Source organism: Pseudobacter sp. (assembly GCF_051955275.1).
In the GTDB taxonomy this organism is placed as follows: domain Bacteria; phylum Bacteroidota; class Bacteroidia; order Chitinophagales; family Chitinophagaceae; genus Pseudobacter.
Genome location: NZ_JBQCGW010000032.1, coordinates 1 through 14,215 on the forward strand (window position 1 = coordinate 1; position 14,215 = coordinate 14,215).

16 protein-coding genes are annotated in these 14,215 nt (G+C 48.5%); 8 read left to right on the forward strand and 8 right to left on the reverse strand.

The window, feature by feature from the left end:
* Together ACTHMC_RS03400 and ACTHMC_RS03405 are read right to left on the reverse strand one after the other, a co-directional pair.
* Nucleotides 1–668, reverse strand: a 668-nt coding sequence (locus ACTHMC_RS03400) for an ABC transporter permease (RefSeq protein ID WP_440410825.1), incomplete at its 3' end; no start/stop codon positions are given.
* Entirely contained in the window at nt 662–1,561 is a 900-nt protein-coding gene (locus tag ACTHMC_RS03405; RefSeq protein WP_440410826.1) for an ABC transporter ATP-binding protein, read from the reverse strand. The genes ACTHMC_RS03400 and ACTHMC_RS03405, both read right to left, overlap by 7 nt.
* Nucleotides 1,562–1,765: 204 nt before the next feature.
* On the opposite strand from ACTHMC_RS03405, the gene ACTHMC_RS03410 reads away from it, so the two are divergent.
* Nucleotides 1,766–3,259: a sensor histidine kinase gene (locus tag ACTHMC_RS03410; protein WP_440410827.1), complete on the forward strand. Its 1,494-nt coding sequence runs from the start codon at nt 1,766–1,768 to the stop codon at nt 3,257–3,259.
* On the forward strand, nt 3,256–3,978 hold the full coding sequence (locus ACTHMC_RS03415) for a LytR/AlgR family response regulator transcription factor (RefSeq protein WP_440410829.1): 723 nt from the start codon (nt 3,256–3,258) through the stop codon (nt 3,976–3,978). Before ACTHMC_RS03410 ends, ACTHMC_RS03415 begins: the two co-directional genes overlap by 4 nt.
* Here the strand turns inward: ACTHMC_RS03415 and ACTHMC_RS03420 are convergent.
* Nucleotides 3,975–4,670, reverse strand: coding sequence for an HAD family hydrolase (locus tag ACTHMC_RS03420; RefSeq protein ID WP_440410830.1), 696 nt, complete (start codon nt 4,668–4,670; stop codon nt 3,975–3,977). The genes ACTHMC_RS03415 and ACTHMC_RS03420 overlap by 4 nt on opposite strands.
* 75 nt (nt 4,671–4,745) lie before the next feature.
* Here ACTHMC_RS03420 and ACTHMC_RS03425 point away from each other — a divergent pair, with 75 nt between their 5' ends.
* Entirely contained in the window at nt 4,746–5,318 is a 573-nt protein-coding gene (locus ACTHMC_RS03425) for a Crp/Fnr family transcriptional regulator (protein WP_440410831.1), read from the forward strand.
* Here ACTHMC_RS03425 and ACTHMC_RS03430 read toward each other — a convergent pair whose 3' ends face one another.
* Nucleotides 5,319–7,685 carry an ABC transporter permease gene (locus ACTHMC_RS03430; RefSeq protein ID WP_440410832.1) on the reverse strand — a complete coding sequence of 789 codons (2,367 nt, stop codon included), beginning with the start codon at nt 7,683–7,685 and terminating at the stop codon, nt 5,319–5,321.
* Nucleotides 7,686–8,078: 393 nt separating this feature from the next.
* Between ACTHMC_RS03430 and ACTHMC_RS03435 the strand changes: the two genes are divergently transcribed.
* Nucleotides 8,079–8,447, forward strand: a complete 369-nt coding sequence (locus tag ACTHMC_RS03435; protein WP_440410834.1) for an ArsR/SmtB family transcription factor — start codon at nt 8,079–8,081, stop codon at nt 8,445–8,447.
* Complete coding sequence (locus ACTHMC_RS03440) at nt 8,404–8,907, forward strand: SRPBCC family protein (protein ID WP_440410835.1); 504 nt, start codon at nt 8,404–8,406, stop codon at nt 8,905–8,907. The genes ACTHMC_RS03435 and ACTHMC_RS03440 overlap by 44 nt, the downstream gene beginning before the upstream one ends.
* Before the next feature lie 60 nt (nt 8,908–8,967).
* On the opposite strand, the gene ACTHMC_RS03445 is transcribed toward ACTHMC_RS03440, so the two are convergent.
* The 4 genes from ACTHMC_RS03445 to ACTHMC_RS03460 form a co-directional block, all read right to left on the reverse strand.
* Nucleotides 8,968–9,501, reverse strand: a complete 534-nt coding sequence (locus ACTHMC_RS03445) for a hypothetical protein (RefSeq protein ID WP_440410836.1) — start codon at nt 9,499–9,501, stop codon at nt 8,968–8,970.
* A gap of 81 nt (nt 9,502–9,582) precedes the next feature.
* Entirely contained in the window at nt 9,583–9,870 is a 288-nt protein-coding gene (locus ACTHMC_RS03450; RefSeq protein WP_440410837.1) for a helix-turn-helix domain-containing protein, read from the reverse strand.
* Nucleotides 9,834–10,421, reverse strand: coding sequence for an ATP-binding response regulator (locus ACTHMC_RS03455; protein WP_440410839.1), 588 nt, complete (start codon nt 10,419–10,421; stop codon nt 9,834–9,836). Before ACTHMC_RS03455 ends, ACTHMC_RS03450 begins: the two co-directional genes overlap by 37 nt.
* Nucleotides 10,422–10,432: 11 nt before the next feature.
* Entirely contained in the window at nt 10,433–10,993 is a 561-nt protein-coding gene (locus tag ACTHMC_RS03460) for a two-component regulator propeller domain-containing protein (protein WP_440410841.1), read from the reverse strand.
* 352 nt (nt 10,994–11,345) lie between these two features.
* On the opposite strand from ACTHMC_RS03460, the gene prfH reads away from it, so the two are divergent.
* From prfH to fabF, 3 genes are all read left to right on the forward strand, one after another.
* Nucleotides 11,346–11,960, forward strand: a complete 615-nt coding sequence (prfH, locus tag ACTHMC_RS03465) for a peptide chain release factor H (RefSeq protein WP_440410843.1) — start codon at nt 11,346–11,348, stop codon at nt 11,958–11,960.
* Between the two features lie 107 nt (nt 11,961–12,067).
* The gene (locus tag ACTHMC_RS03470; RefSeq protein ID WP_440410844.1) at nt 12,068–12,655 is read left to right on the forward strand and encodes a TetR/AcrR family transcriptional regulator; all 588 of its coding nucleotides are present in this window, start codon (nt 12,068–12,070) and stop codon (nt 12,653–12,655) included.
* A gap of 56 nt (nt 12,656–12,711) precedes the next feature.
* Nucleotides 12,712–13,962, forward strand: a complete 1,251-nt coding sequence (fabF, locus tag ACTHMC_RS03475) for a beta-ketoacyl-ACP synthase II (protein WP_440410846.1) — start codon at nt 12,712–12,714, stop codon at nt 13,960–13,962.
* Nucleotides 13,963–14,215 lie beyond the last annotated feature (253 nt).

The window sequence follows — 14,215 nt, forward strand, 5'->3', positions numbered from 1 at the left end:
GTTTCTCCAAAGAAACTCATGATCCCGAAAGGATCCAGTAAATAAGGAAGCAAAGAAGGCTCACCCGTTTTCAGAACAGAGCCTGCCATCAGCGGGGAGTTGCCCAGTATTGAACCGGTAAAATACAGGATGAATAACAATACACCTGTTGCATATACGCTGCGCGCATTGCGCCCCAGTATGGCTGCAGCAAATACCAGGCAGCAGCAGAAAAACACATCGGGCAGTCCGAATACAAGCAAGGGCCAGGCATAATCCGTGAAGGCAGCTGCGCCCAACTGATCTGTACTCAGCGTGCTCCATCCCAGCCAGCATGCCGGCATGGCGAGGGCCAATACAACAAATACGGCCAACACCAGCCCTGCAAGCCGGGTGATGAACCATTGCCATCTTTTAAGCCCACTGCTGAATACAAGGGCATCCATCTGCCATTGCTGATCTCTCAGTACAACTCCTGCACAGAAAACTGTACTGAGAAAAATGGAGAACAGGGATAAAAGACTTACGATATATGTGATCACATATGGGGAGTTCTTATGCAGGTCGGTTCCTCCGAAATTTCCTTTTGACATCAGGAAACCCAATACAATGAATAATACAAGTGATACTCCGAACGTCACCTGCCGCAGGTGATACCTCAATTCAAAGCGGAATAACAGGTTCAGCATACTGCCTCCTTTCCTGTATAACGGTTACCAGTAAGTGCATTGAAATACACATCCTCCAGGTCCGGGTGGCATAACTCAAAGCCTGCACCGGGTGAAGCATCGGATAAAACATGCACCTGTTGCCGGCCACCGATCATCCGGGTGGCGATCACATTCATGCTGCGCCTGTATTCTGCAACTGCCTCACGATGTACGGTTTTGCGCCAGATCCGGCCCTCCAGCTCCTGCATCAGGGTGCCGGGCTTACCCCGGAGAACGATCTGCCCTCCGGACATAACAGCCATATCAGCGCAGAGATCATGAACATCTTCCACAATATGAGTGCTCAGTATCACTACAATATTTTCACCGATGCCTGACAAAAGTTCGTAAAAACGGTTGCGTTCCATCGGATCAAGCCCGGCCGTTGGCTCATCAACGATCAGCAATTGCGGATTGCCCAGTAATGCCTGTGCGATCCCGAATCTTTGCCGCATGCCTCCTGAAAATGTATGTACAGATTGTTTGCGAACGCTGTAAAGATTCGTCTGCTCCAGTAAGGCCATCACCTGCTCCTTTCTTTCCGCCTTATTGGTGATGCCTTTGAGAATGGCGAGATGATGCAGCAATTCCATGGCTGAGAATTTAGGGTACACGCCAAAGTCCTGGGGCAGGTAACCCAGCTGCCTGCGCAGCAGCACAGGGTCTTTGAAAACTTCAAGGCCATCGAAGTACAGCTTTCCCTGGTCTGGTGGCTGAAGAGTGGCAAGGGTGCGCATCAGGGACGACTTGCCGGCGCCATTCGGGCCTAACAGTCCAAACATGCCATTCGGCATTGAAAGTGACACCCCTTTCAATGCCTGCACACCATTCGGATAGGTTTTGTGAAGATGATCGATACGAAGACGGTCCATGATCTGCGTTTTATTTGAACAGCAAACTAGGATAACGTGAACTGTTCCCAAACTAAAGATGGGCAAGGGCTGCAGAAGGATGATATGCGATGCGTTCCCCGTGATTTGCGGATAAATGGACTTATATCATCAAAAGAGGAACGTTCATCATTATTTTTTGTACAGGCGGGACCGGCAGCGTTCTTTTATCATTCATTTGCTTACATGAAACTGCAATCGCTGATAAAAAGACTGGATGTTTTTCTCTACCTGGGATTGTACTGCTGGCTGGCGGTAGCTGGGGTGATTGGGATTACCGGCAACCCTGCCGCCTCTTTCGATCATTATGGCAAAGCCCTGGTGACATTGCTCATTTCGCTATCACCCGTATTGATCTTTGTCTGGAACCGGCCGCATTGGCGGGACATATGGAGCCATAAAAAGTACAGGGCCGGCTGGATGCTTTGCTTTTTGGTGTTTGTTCCATTGCTGATGCTGGCTGCCAGCATATGCACCAACAGCCAGTCTTACTTCTGCAGGGATATCATATTCACCGGAGGTATTTTCACTTTATTACTTGAATTGATCTTGCTGCTGAACAGCTGGTTGCGCCGGAAAAGGGGCCAGTGGCAATGGATCCGGTCCATCAGCCTGGAGAAAGCGATTTTTATCAGTATCACGCTCATCACTGTGATCCTTTCAGTAATGGCCGTATCAAGCACAGGCAACCCGGAGTTTGACCAGAACGGGAAACTGCTGATCGGTTTTGTATTCGATGGCGCAAAACTGCTGCAGCAACCACTAGTGTTTTTCTGGTTCCTGCTGCAATTCCTTTTCATGTATGCCTGCGGATATTTCTATTTTCATGTCAACAACAGGTTTCTGGTTCCCATGGTGCTGCGTCAGCATGGCGTATTGCTGTATTCGCTGGCAGGACTGGCGCTGGTAAGTATCAGTTATCCATTGATCGGAGCTTTGCTGCACTGGCTTCCCATCAATGAGAGACTGGGATATGTTTTCCCGGCAGATCCTTTCCGGCTCGACAATGCCTTTGGCGCAGTCCTGATCTTACTGCTCAGCCTGCCTGTACTGCTGGCCCTGCAATGGGCAAGACAAAATAACCGGATCACGGCCCTTGAAAAAGAGAAATCTGAAACAGAACTGGCGCTGCTGAAGCAGCAACTCAATCCGCATTTCTTTTTCAATACACTCAATAACCTGTATGCGCTCAGCCTGCAGCAATCGAAGCAGACACCGGAAAGTATCCTGCAGCTATCGGAACTGATGCGGTATGTGATCTATCGCGCCAAAGAACCTGAAGTGGCAGTGGTTGAGGAAGTGAAATATATTGAAGACTATATTCAGCTGCAGCAGATCAGGATGAAACATCAGCCGGAAATAATATTCATGAAAAATATTAATACTGATACTCCCCGCATAGCACCGCTATTGCTCATTGTACTGGTGGAGAACGCATTCAAACATGGGGTAGAACCGGCGGAAGAGAAAAGCATGCTGCACCTGCAACTGGTAACCACAGCCACCAGCATGTATTTCAGCTGCATCAATTCATTCGAACAGGAAACAGATAGTGCTGCTGGCATTGGATTACAAAACCTGGAAAGAAGATTACAGCTTCTGTATCCCGGAAAACACCGGTTGAAAACCGCGAAGGAAAATCATATTTTTAAGGCTGAACTGGAACTTGATCTCACATGAAACTGCGCTGTTTAATTGTAGATGACGAGCCCCTGGCTCATGAAGTGATCCTCCGGTATATTGAGGATGTGCCGTTCCTGGAAACGGCCGGACAATGCTACCTGGCTACAGAAGCCCTGTCGTTCCTCGGTTCCCACCAGGTTGATCTGGTGTTTCTGGATATCAGGATGCCCAAGCTCAGTGGCCTGGATTTTCTCCGCACATTACAACAGCGCCCGATGGTGATCATCACCAGTGCTTATGAGGAACATGCACTCGAAAGCTTTGAACTGGAAGTGGTGGATTACCTGCTCAAGCCGTTCCGCTTCGATCGTTTCCTCAAAGCTGCCAACCGCGCCCTCAGTCTGCACAGTCTCCGCCTGCAACCTCCACAAAACCCGCCAGCAAAGGCTTTGGCTGCACCTGATGCTTCCAGCATTTATATCAAATCTGACAAAAAGCTGGTGCAGCTGCCTTTTGATGAGGTCTGGTTCCTGGAAAGCCTGGGCAATTATGTGAAAGTGTGGAATGAACAGAAATATATCCTTACACCCAGAACCCTCAGCAGCTTTGAATCACAGCTGCCCGCAGAACATTTTGTGAGGGTGCATAAGTCCTATATCCTCAACAGGAAATACCTGCATTATATCGACGGGAATTTGATCCGTTTAAAAAACGGAAAAACACTTCCTTTCGGAAAAAGTTACCGGCAGATGGTAAAGCAATTGCTCAACGGCTAAACCGGCAGGTACTGCAACACATCTTTGATGGTTTCCAGTTTCCTGAAATTTGCATGCTCCAGTTCGCCTTCGTGAATTTCATGCGCCCAGGTGGTATGAAAAGGAATATGTACTGCATGTCCGTTGAGTTCCAGTACCGGAAGCACATCTGATTTGATGGAATTCCCCAGCATCAGGAATTCTTCAGGCGCACAATCCAGGTGCTTCAAAAGCTTTTTGTAATCAGGTACTTTTTTATCGCTCATGATCTCGATATGATGAAAATAATCCTGTAATCCTGATTTCTTCAGTTTCCTTTCCTGGTCAAGCAGGTCGCCTTTGGTGGCCACAACCAGCCTGTATTTACCTTTCAATGCCTGCAGTACCAGTTCCACATCATCCAGCAATTCGATGGGATGCTGCATCATTTCCTGTCCCAGCCGGATCACTTCATCCACCATCTTCAGTGTGCCGTGGCCTTCCGTAACGCGGGAGATGGTCTCGATCATACAAAGCAGCATGCTCTTGATCCCGTATCCATAGAGCGGAATATTGGCCATTTCAGTTCTGAACAATTCCTGCGATACGCTGTGATGTGGCAGGTAGTCTTCCAGCAGCGCACATAATTTCTTTTCCGTTTCCTGAAAATAAGGTTCGTTCACCCATAAGGTATCATCTGCATCAAAGGCAATCACCTTGATCCCGTTGTACATAGTTTTTTCAATTGTGTCCGCAAATTTGCAATATTCATTCAGGAAATTAAAGGACATTTGTCCCAACCAATCCTTATGGTAAGAACAAATCCATTTTATCTTCAGTTCACTGAAAAGCTGTTTGCTGAAAGCAGCAACAGGCCTGACTTTGTACTGAAGAGTTTTGAGCCTGGCAGTTTCCTCCTCCGTCAGGGCGCCATCGCCACCAAAGTGATGGTGGTAAAAGAAGGCATCACCAAATGTTACCTCAGCGAAGAGAACGGGAAGGATTATATCATTGAATTTCTCAGTACAGGAGAAAGTATAGGCGACCTGGAAGCGATCAGGAATACGCCCTGTATTTGTCATATCGAAGCGCTTACCTCCGTGCAGGCATATGTAATAGACATGCCTTATTTCAAACACCTGCTGGAGCGCAACCTTGAACTGAATCAGTTATTGCTGCAGGTATTGGCAGAGCGTGTAATGAATACGAGCCTTCGCTCATCAGCACAGCAACTGTACACAGTTGAGCATGGTGTGAAAAAACTGCTGGAACTGCAAACCAGGCAGCAGCTCAATTTCTCCAAGGAAGATATGGCCGCTTACCTGGGCATTACCCTGCGAAGCCTCAACAGGGCGCTGAAGAACTTATCGCAAGAAGCCTGATCATTCGCTTTTCAGTGATTTTACCGGGTTCATCATAGCGGCCTTGATGGCCTGGAAACTGATCACCACCAGGGCAATGATCATGGCGATCAATGCGGCCCATATAAATACCATCACACCAATATCGATCCGGTAACTGTATTTGCTCAGCCAGGATTGCAGGAAATACAGGGCCAGGGGAGAAGCGATCACGCAGCTCACCATCACCAGTAACAGAAAATCTTTTGTAAGCAGAAGGATCAGTTGTGAAACTGATGCTCCCAGTACTTTTCGGATCCCGATCTCCTTGGTGCGCTGCTCCGCGATGTAGGCGGCCAGGCCGAACAATCCCAGGCAGCTGATGAAAATGGCCAGTGCTGCAAAAATAGCCGCCAGCTTACCGATCAGCATTTCCAGTTTGAACTTGGCAGCATAGGTTTCATCCGCAAATTTATAGGTGAAAGGAAAGGCCGGACTGTATTTATTGAAGAGGGTGGTGAGACCGCTGATAGCGTCACTGGTACTAACGCCAGCGGGTATACGCAGCATTGCGGAGCTGCCGGGCTTATTGTCTATCAGGAACATAGTAGGATCTGCACTGGTGAACGGAGAAATCATGAGAGCATCTTTTACTACGCCTGCAACGATATATTCACCTCCCTGCCAGTTTATCTGCTGGTTCACGGGATCTTTCAGACGCATGGCAGCAACAGCGGCTTCATTCAGCAGCACACTGACAGAATCATTCTCATGTTTGAAACTGCGACCTTCTTTCAACTGCATGCCCAGGGTATTGAAATAATCCGGTGTGGTGACGATGATGCCCATTTCGATGGTCTCATCAGCTCTTTTTCCCTGCCATTCATCTACATCGGCATGCCAGTAAACATTGGTAGACGGACTGCTGGCTGAACTGACGGAAGCGGCCAGTCCCTGCTGGATCGCTTCGTTCTTAAAAGCCGCGAAGTTGCGTTTCAGATCAGTGTTCATGTCCATTTCCACTACCCGGGCCAGATCATACCCGCTGGGCCTGTCTTTGGCATAATTGATCTGCCGGTAGATAACGATGGTGCTGATGATGAGCGCTACAGAACAGCTGAATTGCACCACAACCAGTACACGGCGGAATGGCGACTGGCTGCGTCCTTTACCCAGGCTGCCTTTCAGCACTTTCACCGGTTGAAATGCGGAGAGATAAAAGGCAGGCCTGCTGCCTGCCACCAGCGTAGTGATCACTACCAATGCCAGCATCATGCCCCAGAAAACCGGGCTGCCATAAGGAATGGACATTTTCGTTCCGGTAAGTGTATTGAAAGCGGGAAGTACTAGCTGCACGCCTATCAGTGATATACAGAAAGCAACCATGATCAACAGGAAGGATTCTGCCAGGAACTGGATGATCAGTTGTTTCCTTTCAGAACCGATCGCTTTACGGACACCCACTTCTTTAGCGCGCTTCTCAGAACGGGCGGTGGTGAGGTTCACGAAATTGATGCAGGCGATCAGTAATACCAGCACACCTATCCAGGTAAAGATCCGGACATATTCCAGGAAGCCTTCCGTATCCTTTCCATTTACATATTTGGAATAGAGATGCCAGCGGTCAAGCGCCTGCAGGGTTACATAAGATCGCTGCGCATTGGGAGAATTCTCTATATGCGTTATCTTCCTGATCTTAGGCGCCAACTGTTCATAAGTAGCGCCAGGCTTCAGTTTTACGAAGATCTGGTGGCTGTTGTTATTGAAATTCTCATGGTCCAGCCTGCCTCTCGGACTGATAGCTTCCTTATAGGCAAACGGAATGATATACTTGAAATTGAAATTTGAATTGGAAGGAAGGTCTTTTAATATGCCGGTCACTTTCAGATCGTGCTGGTTATCTATCCGCACCATTTTATTCATGGGATCCGCATCTCCGAAGAGCGCTTTGGCAGTAGATTGTGAGAGCACAATGGAATAGGGATCCTTCAGTACAGTGGCTGCATTCCCTTTCAGTAACGGGAAACCGAACATCAACAGAAAATCGGCTCCCGTAATGCCGCCGTTCTGGTAGATCTTTGTTTCTCCCACCATCAGTCCATGCCATCCCATCCAGTCGCTTTCCGCCACTGCCTCAATATCCGGAAAACCTTTTTTCAGTTCATCGGCCAGCCTGAGCGAGGAGGTCTGAAAGGTGAGCGTATCTCCATTGCTATTGAAATTCCTTTGTACACGGTACAGTCTGTGATGGTCAGGCAGGAATTTATCGTATGAATATTGATAATATACCCAGAGCCCGATCAGCAGGGCCACGGCCATGCCGGCAGCCAGACCGAACACATTGATGCCGCTGTACGCTTTGTTCTTCAGTAAATTTCTCCAGGCAGTCTTGAAATAATTACGGAACATAAACGGGATTTGACAGGAATGAACCAACAGCTATGCCAGTTAATAACCTGTTGAATATAAGCAATTTGGTTTGAAGTAATGTAAATCCATTGTTCGTTTCCGGACAGTTGCCGTCCGCGTTTGGACAGCCGCCCCCCAAAAGTATCACAGGCCGGCGCTGCTCCCAACAACCGGGAACATCATGTACAAAAGCTTTATCGCTCGCCAAAACACCTGCTGAAAAAGAGGGGATCAGCAGGAAGATAGAGCAGTTACAATAGTGGCGGCACTAAAGGATGCGGAAACCGCTCACCGAAAATGTCTTTATAGTTTGAAACTGCCGGAAAAAAAACACGAAAAAATATGTAGCCATTTCCCTTCCTTTTTATAATTTAGTAGGCAAATGGCTACCTAATGGAAAAACGCAGGGATGTATTTCAGGCTATCGCAGATCCTACACGCAGAGGGATCATCGATCTGCTGTGCAGGCAATCGCTTAACCTCAACAGTATAGTGGATCATTTCGATTCCAGCAGGCCCACCATTTCCGAGCATATCAAAATACTGGAGGAATGCGGGTTGGTATTTATTGTAAAACAGGGGAGGGAGCGGATCTGCGAAGCCAGGTTGAAAGGTCTCGAAGATGTGGCAGGCTGGGTGGAGCAGGCACGTAAGTACTGGTCGGGCACCCTGGATTCAATGGAAATTTATCTTACCAACATACAAAAAAACAAAAAACATGCTACAACAAAAGGAGCAAAACGCAGCAATAAAGGAAAATGACCTGCTGATCACAAGAGTGATAGACGCCCCGCGGGAACTGGTTTTCAGTATCTGGACCGATGCAAAGCATCTTGAAAAATGGAATGCGCCCACTGGCTGCACGCTTCATTACAAGAAAATAGATATTATGCCCGGTGGAGAATTCCATTCCGTGGTGCATAACCCGGATTATCCTGATTGCTGGGTAAAGGGTGTTTACCTGGAGATCGTAAAACCCGAAAGGATCGTGTATGTAGTGGAAATGACGGATGAAGCTGGCAACTCCAACCTGCCGCAGTTCCGGAACAGTGAGTGGCCTGCCTCTATGATCGTGAGTGTTAGCTTTGAAGAAGCGCCAGGCAATAAAACAAAACTCATTTTACGTCAATCAGTATCCGAAGCTGCTGCCAGGAATAAAGGGGCTTACCAGGGATGGATCTCCAGTTTCGATATACTGGAAAAATACCTGTTAAGTTTGTAGAAAGGGAACCGTTGAGTATCATGAATGCACGAAAAGATAGGATATTGAGTTTTCCGCCAATCAGGACTTCTTCAGTTGCTGCACCTGTTCGGTTACGCCGTTAACGTGCTGAAGCGTTACGTAACCGCTGGCATCTTCCAGCACCACCTGCCAGGAGATTGCTTCAAATGCATGGACTTCAAGCGCCTTGAGCAGTTTGTACCCACTGTACTGTTTATTGATTGTTGTAGCAAGTGCTGCAGGCAATGTGGCAGCACCTGCTTCGGCAATCATGTAGTTCATCAATCCTTTGCGGCTGAAAGAAGCCCGGCTGCTACGGCCATGTTGCAGGAAGCTCACGAAATAACTGCCTGCTTCATTGCTTACCCACTGCTGATTGGTAGCATCTGGGAAAAGCCGGGCAAATGCGTTCTTCAGTTTGAGGTTGGAAGCCGGAGAATACGATGTGGTTTTCAGATAAGCAGGAGCAGTTTCGCTTACAAATTCTGCCGCCTGCCCGGAGATGACAGACGGCGCTGTCTGCTGAGCCCCTGCCTGCTGCTGCACAGCCAGCAGCAACAGCAAAGAGGCAGCATGTGTTAAGGTTGCTTTCATAACGCTGTTTTTTTGTTATGAAGTTATCCTGCACAAATTTCGAACGCTATAAGCAATGATTCAATTACTGTCAGTTTTCGATCAACTTCTGGCGGAAACATAGTCCGATGGTGTAATTCCGAATTGTTCCCGGAAGCATTGTGTGAAATAGGAGGGACTGCTGAAGCCCACGCGATAAGCCACTGCGGATATCTCTTCACCAAGTTTCAGCAGTACGGATGCTTTCTGCAAACGGTACTGCCTGATGAAGTCGTTAGGAGAAATATCAAGCAAGACCCTGAGTTTGCGGTTCAGCGTACTGCGGCTCATATTGCAGATCCTGGCGAGGTAATCTACTGACAGTTCGGGTGAATCCAGCTTCCTGTCCATCTCTTCATGGAGGTCAGCAGGATAAAACCTGTATGCGCTGTACGTGGATCTGCCTTCATCTGCTGGCAGAGATCAAAGCCATCTTTCTCAGACATCATCACATCGCTGATCACCAGTTCCGGTAATTCGCGAAGCACTGTATCCCAGGCCTTTGCGCCATTTGACGCTTCCAGCACACGATAGCTGGTACGCATGCTGTCTGCCAGGAAGGAACGCAATTCCTGGTTGTCTTCCACGATAAGTACTAATGGCGCATATTCATTTCCGCTAGCCGGTTCAGGGCTTTTGACTGCAGGAGAAGTAGTTGCGATGGCTGCCGGTACACGTTGCACGGGGATCTTTACCCTGAACCGGGTATCTCCGGGGTGGCTTTGCAATTCTGTAGCGCCATTCATGAGAGTGGTGAATTCCTTTACCAGGGCCAGCCCGATTCCCGTGCCACCCTGAACATTGTGCTGCGCCTGGTAAAAACGTTCAAAGATGCGCTGCTGACTGGCTTTGGGGATACCCGGGCCATCGTCCTTCACCTCCAGTAACATATCTTCATCCACCGGAAGCAGCTTTACGGCAGCAGTCCGTTACTACGGCTGGCATAACTGATCTTTCCACTTTTACCGTTCACCCAACCGGCACCTTTCTGTTGTTTTTGCAGAAAGCACCAGTCGAACCCATTGAACGCGTAACGTATCTGGTTCACGTTCCAGGCGGCGCCGGAATCATTCCGGAGGGCATGCAGCAAAGGCAGCCTGGTAGCACGGAAGCTTTCCATATCGAAGCGATCGGCCCGCATGCCGTCATACATCAGTACCAACTGGTTGTCGTGACGCGTAAGGAGGTAGTAAATGGCGTTGGCGCTCAATCCTGAGCTATCCCTGAGCTGGTGGCGGAAAGTTTTGAAGTTCCTGTCGTCATAGCGACTGAGCCCATCCAGTGTGCTCACCCAGATGAATCCGTTGATGTCCTGGGAAATGCCGCTGACATAATTCTGAGGAAGGCCTTCTTCAACGCCGTACATCTGTTGGTTCACAAAACGGGCCTGGCCATTACCTGTACCGGGAAGGCATAGGAGCAGCAGCAGGATCATCCTGCACATCAAGAGGGAGGTGCTACACAAAATCTGCATGACTGTCCCGGAGCGGGTTGTTGATCCTGCGAAAGTAGAAATTTTATCGTCAAAAAAGGTGGGTGGAAACACGGAAACGGGCAGTCCGGGGCTGTTTTAAGGCAGATAGGTAGTGTATAGTATTGAATAACTTTAGCAGTTAGCAGTCAATTTCTTTGATAAATGAATTTCCTTGTATAGTTTTGCAGCGCATTCCTTTTTACTCACTCATAAAATCAAAGGAATCATGACAGAATTTATCTCCATATCATCATTTTCAACTGCTGCCTGAGCAGCAAGCGTCTGATTTTTTTCCCATTTCATTCGGTTCACTCATGGCAGCCATTTCCAAAACGGTAAATGGATAATTCCCATGGACAGGATCATTATACAGATCTCTGCCGGTCGCGGACCGGTGGAGTGCAGCAGGGTAGTAGCGCTTCTGAAAGAAAAAATAATGAAGCAGGCACTGCGTGCAAATATTAAAATAGAAGAACTGGATTCCACAGCGGGACCGGTAAAAGGAACATTATATTCAGTCACCTTGCAGGCGTCCGGCTCTCGGTTGGATCTCTTCAGCAGGGAGTGGAGGGGCACTGTCAAATGGGTAGGGCAGAGCCCGTACCGGAAAAACCATAAACGGAAAAACTGGTTCGCAGGCATTTCCATTTTCAACGTGCAGGAATTACCCGCATGGGATCCACGCGATGTTCGGTTTGAGACCTGCCGGGCATCAGGGCCTGGTGGTCAGAACGTGAACAAAGTGGAAACCGCCGTCAGGGGGATTCATATTCCTTCCGGTATACAGGTGCTGGCAATGGACAGCCGCTCTCAATTGCAGAACCGCAAACTCTGCCTGGAAAGACTCCACGCAAAAGTGATGGCCTGGCAGATGGAGCAACTGATGCAGCAACAGCAGGAACGCTGGCAACTGCACAATGTGCTGGAAAGAGGCAATGAGGTGAAAACGATCACGGAAGCATTGTAAGCAGATGCCGTGCAGCAGTACTGATTTGTGCGGGTTTCAACTCTTAACAACTTTATTTGGTAGAAATATACCGATTGGTATAATTTTGTACCTGCACTGCATCGCCTATGACCAAAAGTGAACAAACAAAGGCTTTCATTATCGAAAGAACGGCGCCTCTTTTCAACAAGAAAGGATATGCCGGTACCTCCATGTCTGATATCACTGAAGCCACCCATCTCACCAAAGGCTGTATCTACGGCAATTTTGTGAACAAAGATGAAGTGGCGCTGGCAGCATTCGACTACAACGTAAAAAAGCTGAATGCCGTTATCCAGGAGGAAATGGACAAATACAGTACTGCCCGGGAGAAACTGCTGGTATACGCCAAAGTGTACGGCAAATACCCCGATAATCCCTTTCCACCCGGCGGTTGCCCCATCCTCAACACTGCCACGGAATCCGATGATACCCATCCGGAACTGCGGAAAAGGGTCAGGGGAGCTATCACCAGCTGGAAGAAAAAACTGGCAGGCATCGTGGAAACGGGCGTCAAAGCAAAGGAGTTCAGTAAAAAAACTGACCCCGAACAGGTGGCGCTGGTGATCATCGCCCTGCTCGAAGGAGGTATGATGATCGCAGGCGTGCTGGACAAACCCGTTTACCGGGCATCCATCATGCAGTCGATGACAGCCTTTATCAATAATATCGATTAAGATTTTTATTTCGACATAAAATATACCAAACGGTATAATCACAAACAAAGAATAATATGAAAAGGGTAGTTATAACAGGGATGGGAGCCATCACCCCGCTCGGTAATTCAGTAGAGGAGTTTTGGAAGAATATCCTTGCCGGCAAATCCGGCGCAGGCCCGATCACAAAATTCGATACTTCTAAATTCAAGACCAATTTCGCCTGCGAAGTGCGCGGCTTCAATGCTGAAGAATATATTGAAAAGAAAGAACTGAAGAAATACGATCTCTTCACCCAGTATGGCATTGCCGCTACCGATCAGGCCATCAAAGATGCAGGTATCGATTTCAGTACCTGGACCAACGAACAAAGGAACGATATTGGTGTGATCTGGGCATCAGGCAATGGTGGGATCAGCACTTTCGAGGACCAGTTGAGAGATTTCCATGGTGGTGACGGAACGCCCCGCTTCAATCCCTACTTCATTCCCAAAATGATTGTGGATATTGCTGCAGGTGTGATCTCCATCCGTAACAAGCTCTATGGCCCCAACTATTGCACCGTTTCTGCCTGTGCATCTTCCAATACGGCCATCGTAAATGCCTTTGACACCATCAGGCTTGGAAGGGCTAAAATGATGATCACCGGCGGATCCGAGGCTGCCGTTACCCCTTCCGCAATCGGAGGCTTCAACGCAGCACAGGCGCTGTCGAAAAGAAACGATAATCCGGCAGCAGCATCCCGTCCATTCGACAAAGACCGTGATGGTTTTGTTATGGGAGAAGGCGGCGGAGCGCTGATCCTGGAAGAACTTGACCATGCACTTGCCCGCGGTGCAAAGATCTATGCAGAGATCGTGGCAGGCGGCATGGCAGCAGATGCTTACCACCTCACCGGAACCGCTCCTGACGGCTATGGTGCAGGCGTTGGTATGGAATATGCACTGAAAGAAGCCGGCATCAAACCAACCGATATCGACTATATCAATACACACGCCACTTCAACACCACTGGGCGACGTAAGTGAACTGATTGCGATAGAGCGCGTATTCAAAGGCCACCCCGTTGTGATCAGTGCTACCAAATCCATGACAGGTCACCTGCTGGGTGCAGCTGGCGCAGTAGAGAGCATCATCAGTATCCTGTCTATCCGCGATAATATTGTTCCGGCTACCATCAATACCGAAAATATAGATGACCAGATCCCGAAAGATCTCAATATCCTGTTGGGACAGGCAAAGGAAATGCCGGTGAATTATGTACTGAACAACACATTCGGCTTCGGTGGTCATACGGCCGCCACGCTCTTCAAAAAATACACCGCATAAACAATCGCACCCCGGCCATCACCGGGGTGTTGTTTTAATCACATAACGGTAAAACAGCTTCTGGCCGATATTTCGTACATTAAAGTATCATTCACTATTAATAATACGAGATATGGCGGAGAACAAAGAACTGAGCATCAGGGTCCGGCAGTTAACGGTAGATGATTTTGAGGAAGTGGTGGCCATGCAACTGGCAGCATTTCCACTGATGAAACCCTGGACCAAGGAACAGTGGGAGCAAACCGTTACCACC